Below are 4,112 nucleotides of genomic sequence, written 5' to 3'. Positions count from 1 at the left end.
GTTCAAGCAGCTGGCCGGCGCGCCGCTGACGCACGTGCCCTACAAGGGCAGCGCGCCCGCGGTGCAGGACGTGATCGGCGGCCAGATCCCGATGAGCTTCGAGACCGCCACCGTCGCGCTGCCGCATGTGCAGTCGGGCAAGGTGCGCGCACTGGCGGTGACCTCGGCACAGCGCAGCAAGGTGCTGCCCGAGGTGCCGACGCTGCAGGAGGCCGGCATCGCCGGATTCGACGTGGCGAGCTGGCAGGCCTTCTACGCGCCGGCCGGCACGCCCGCCGCGGTGGTGCAGCGCATGAACGCCGAGATCGCGAAGATCTTCGCCACGCCGGAGATGAAGGCCAAGCTCGACGGGCTCGGCCTGGACCACGTGCCCAACACGCCCGAGCAGTTCGCCGCCTTCGGCCGCAACGAGCTGGCGAAGTGGCAGAAGGTGGTCAAGGACGGCAAGCTGAAGGCCGAATGACGACGTGGGCACGGTACCGCGCATCATCCGCATGAACGATCGCGACAACGTCGCGATCGTCGCCAACGACGGCGGGCTGCCGGCCGGCACGGTGCTGCCCGGCGGCCTGGTGCTGGCCGAGCGCGTGCCACAGGGCCACAAGGTGGCGCTCGTCGACATCCCCGAGGGCGGCGCGGTGCGCCGCTACGACGTGGCGATCGGCTTCGCGCTCGCACCGATCGCAGCCGGCCGCTGGGTGCACGAGAAGCTGCTGCAAATGCCCGAGGCGCGCGGGCTCGACGCGCTGCCGGTGGCCAGCGCACCGCGCGTGCCCCTGGAACCGCTCGACGGCTACACCTTCCAGGGCTTCCGCAACGCCGACGGCTCGGTGGCCACGCGCAACCTGCTGGCCATCACCACCACCGTGCAGTGCGTGGCCGGCGTGGTTGAGCATGCGGTGCAGCGCATCCGCCGCGAGCTGCTGCCGCTCTTCCCCTACGTCGACGACGTGGTCGGCCTGGAGCACGGCTACGGCTGCGGCGTGGCGATCGACGCGCCGGATGCCGCGATCCCGATCCGCACGCTGCGCCACATCAGCCTGAACCCCAATTTCGGCGGCGAGCTGATGGTGGTGAGCCTGGGTTGCGAGAAGCTGCAGCCGGACCGCCTGCTGCCGCCCGGAACGATCGCGATCGGCACCGAAGGCACCGATCCCGCGCTCGACGTCGTCTGTCTGCAGGACGAGGCGCACGTCGGCTTCGGTGCGATGATCGACGCCATCCTGCGCCAGGCGCGCGTGCACCTCGAGCGGCTGAACCGGCGTCGGCGCGAGACCGTGCCGGCCTCGGCGCTGGTGGTGGGCGTGCAGTGCGGGGGCAGCGATGCCTTCTCCGGCGTCACCGCCAACCCGGCGGTGGGCTTCATGAGCGATCTGCTGGTGCGCGCCGGCGCCACCGTGATGTTCAGCGAGGTCACCGAGGTGCGCGACGCGATCGACCAGCTCACCGCGCGCGCTGCCACGCCCGAGGTGGCGCGCTCGATGGTGCGCGAGATGGCCTGGTACGACGCCTACCTGCAGCGCGGCCGCGTCGACCGCAGCGCCAACACCACGCCCGGCAACAAGGCCGGCGGCCTGTCCAACATCGTCGAGAAGGCGATGGGCTCGATCGTCAAGAGCGGCACGGCGCCGATCAGCGGCGTGCTGGCGCCGGGCGAGAAGCTCGCGCCCGGCCAGCGCGGCCTGATCTACGCCGCCACGCCGGCCAGCGACTTCATCTGCGGCACGCTGCAGCTGGCCGCCGGCATGAACCTGCACGTCTTCACCACCGGCCGCGGCACGCCTTACGGGCTGGCCGAGTGCCCAGTGGTCAAGGTGGCCACGCGCAGCGAACTGGCGCGCCGCTGGCACGACCTGATGGACGTCGACGCCGGCCGCATCGCCAGCGGCGAGAGCACGATCGAGGACATGGGCTGGGAACTCTTCCACCGCCTGCTGGCCACGGCCAGCGGCGAGCGCACCTGGGCCGAGCGGCACCGGCTGCACAACGCGCTGGTGCTGTTCAACCCAGCGCCGGTGACCTGAGCAGGACGAGCATGCCGTCGCGGCGCATCAGCGTGCCGTCGCGCTCCATGGCGGCGAGCGTGCGGTACAGGGTCTCGTGGGTCAGGCCCAGTTCGCCGGCCAGCTCTCGCAAGGTACCGCGCAACGCGTAGCTCGGGCGGTCCCCCTGCGCCTCGGTGATCAGCAGGTGGCGAACGCGATCGGCGGCGTTGCGCAGCGACAAGCGCTCGATGCGCGCCCGCGCACCGCGCAGCTGCCGCGACACGATGGCAAGCCACGCCATGGCGAAGTCCGGGTCCGAGCGCAGCTTGCTCGCCAGCGCGCTGGCATCCAGGCACGCGACCTCGACGTCGGTGGCCGCCATGGCCGTGCAGTGGTAGCGCCCGCTGTGCAGCGACGCTTCGGCGAAGAACTCGCCGGCCTGGGCGGCGTGGATGACGACGTCCTCGCCGCCTCGCCCATAGCGCCGCAACACCACCCTGCCACGCACGAGGTAGAACACATGGCGAGCCTCGGCATTGGCGCGAAAGATCTCGTCGCCCTTGACATAGGCCCGTCGGCTGGCGAGCGACTCGACCAGACCCGGTGGTGCCACACCGTTCATGGCGGCACGCTGTCGTGCAATTGCATATGACTTCGATCATATGCGGCACAGCGACGCTGCCGGCAACATGCCGACCTCCAGGAGACCAGCCCATGCACCACCGCCTGTCCAGCGCTCTGCTCATCGTCGCGTTCGCCGTCGCTGCCTGCGCCACGCCGTCGGGCCACGACGGCGCAGCGCACCACCACGCCGATGCGCAGCAGGCGCTCGCGGATCGCCGTGTGCCGGTGGACTTCCCGGAGCCCCTGCGCTCGCACACGCTCGCGAACATGCGCGACCACCTGCACGCCCTGGGCGAGATCCAGCAGGCGCTGTCGAAGGCGGACTACGACCGCGCCGCCGAACTCGCCGAGCGTCGCCTGGGCATGTCGTCGCTGCAGTCGCACGGTGCCCACGACGTGGCGAAGTTCATGCCCCGCGAGATGCAGGAGGCAGGCACCGCCATGCACCGCAGCGCCAGCCAGTTCGCCACGGTGGCCAAGGACGCCTCGGTCAGCGGCGATCTGCGCGGCGCTCTGGCCGCGCTGGCACGCGTCAACCAGACCTGCGTGGCCTGCCACGCGGGCTTCCGCCTGAAGTAGCCCGGCCGCGCCGCCCTCAGCGCACGTCCGCGCGCAGCGCCGAAGCCGCGACCACGCGATCCCGCCCCGCCGCCTTGGCGGCGTAGAGAGCACGGTCGGCCTCGGCCCAGCAGCGTTCCCAGTCGGCCTTCTGAGCGCAGCGGCCCGAAATGCCGATGCTGACCGTGCAGTGCAGCGGCACCTTGGCGCCGGGCACACGGATGTCGAGCTTGCGCACGGCGGCCAGCAGCCGCTCGGCCAGCGCCCGGGCCACGCCGTCGTCGGCCGCCACGCAGCCGACCAGGAACTCCTCGCCGCCGGTGCGGGCGATGAAGTCGCTGGCGCGCACGCTGGCAGCCAGGGCCGAGGCCACCTCGCGCAGCACGCGGTCGCCGGCGGCGTGGCCGTGGCTGTCGTTGATGCGCTTGAAGTGGTCGATGTCGACCTGCAGCAGCGTCACCGGCCGCGTCTCGCGCGCGGCGAAGTGGCGCGCCATCACTTCGTCGAGTCCGTTGCGGTTGAGCAGCCGGGTGAGCGGGTCGCGCGCGGCGAGTTCGGCGAGCTGCGTGGTCAGCCGCGAGAACACCAGCCACACCAGGTTCAGCCCGAGCATCACTGCGGCCAGCGAGGCATAGCCGTAGTAGATCTGGGCCAGCGCGCCCTGGTAGAACGAGCCGGTGTCCATGACCAGCATTGCCAGCGCACGCGCCAGGCCCAGCATCGCGAGCGAGCCCATCATCACGGCCAGCATGGCCAGCGGCGCGCGCAGCGCGCGGTTCTCGTGCCCGCGGGACCGCAGGGCGGCCAGCGCGAGGGCGCCGAACAGCAGGGCCAGCGTGAGGTTGTGCAGCACGCGCCGGCCGTCCAGCCCGCGCCACTCGAACACCAGCGCATGCACGGCGGCGTAGGCCAGTGCAAAGCCCACCAGCAGCGGCCAGCGGCCCG

General features: G+C 71.7%; 5 protein-coding genes. 3 read left to right on the top strand and 2 right to left on the bottom strand.

Features of this window, described 5'->3' with window-relative positions:
• Positions 1 to 463, top strand: a 463-nt coding sequence (locus AB7U92_RS22990; protein ID WP_428582482.1) for a tripartite tricarboxylate transporter substrate-binding protein, incomplete at its 5' end; no start/stop codon positions are given.
• Between the two features lie 31 nt (positions 464 to 494).
• Positions 495 to 2,024, top strand: a complete 1,530-nt coding sequence (garD, locus tag AB7U92_RS22985) for a galactarate dehydratase (RefSeq protein ID WP_428582480.1) — start codon at positions 495 to 497, stop codon at positions 2,022 to 2,024.
• Here garD and AB7U92_RS22980 read toward each other — a convergent pair.
• Positions 2,002 to 2,607, bottom strand: coding sequence for a Crp/Fnr family transcriptional regulator (locus AB7U92_RS22980; protein ID WP_428582478.1), 606 nt, complete (start codon positions 2,605 to 2,607; stop codon positions 2,002 to 2,004). The two genes, garD and AB7U92_RS22980, sit on opposite strands and share 23 nt — an antisense overlap.
• Before the next feature lie 92 nt (positions 2,608 to 2,699).
• Here AB7U92_RS22980 and AB7U92_RS22975 point away from each other — a divergent pair, with 92 nt between their 5' ends.
• The gene (locus AB7U92_RS22975; RefSeq protein ID WP_428582476.1) at positions 2,700 to 3,188 is read left to right on the top strand and encodes a hypothetical protein; all 489 of its coding nucleotides are present in this window, start codon (positions 2,700 to 2,702) and stop codon (positions 3,186 to 3,188) included.
• A 16-nt stretch (positions 3,189 to 3,204) separates the two neighbouring features.
• Here AB7U92_RS22975 and AB7U92_RS22970 read toward each other — a convergent pair.
• The coding region (locus AB7U92_RS22970; protein WP_428582474.1) for a GGDEF domain-containing protein at positions 3,205 to 4,112 on the bottom strand (908 nt) is incomplete at its 5' end.

The organism is Piscinibacter sp. (genome assembly GCF_050175855.1).
Lineage (GTDB): Bacteria > Pseudomonadota > Gammaproteobacteria > Burkholderiales > Burkholderiaceae_C > Piscinibacter.
Note: the sequence above shows the minus strand (reverse complement) of the source record. Positions and strands in the feature narration are given on the sequence as shown.

Excerpts from the sequence above, each read along its gene's own strand:
- garD (WP_428582480.1), top strand. The coding sequence starts at position 495 with ATGAACGATCGCGACAACGTCGCGATCGTCGCCAACGACGGCGGGCTG.
- AB7U92_RS22980 (WP_428582478.1), bottom strand. The coding sequence starts at position 2,607 with ATGAACGGTGTGGCACCACCGGGTCTGGTCGAGTCGCTCGCCAGCCGA.
- AB7U92_RS22975 (WP_428582476.1), top strand. The coding sequence starts at position 2,700 with ATGCACCACCGCCTGTCCAGCGCTCTGCTCATCGTCGCGTTCGCCGTC.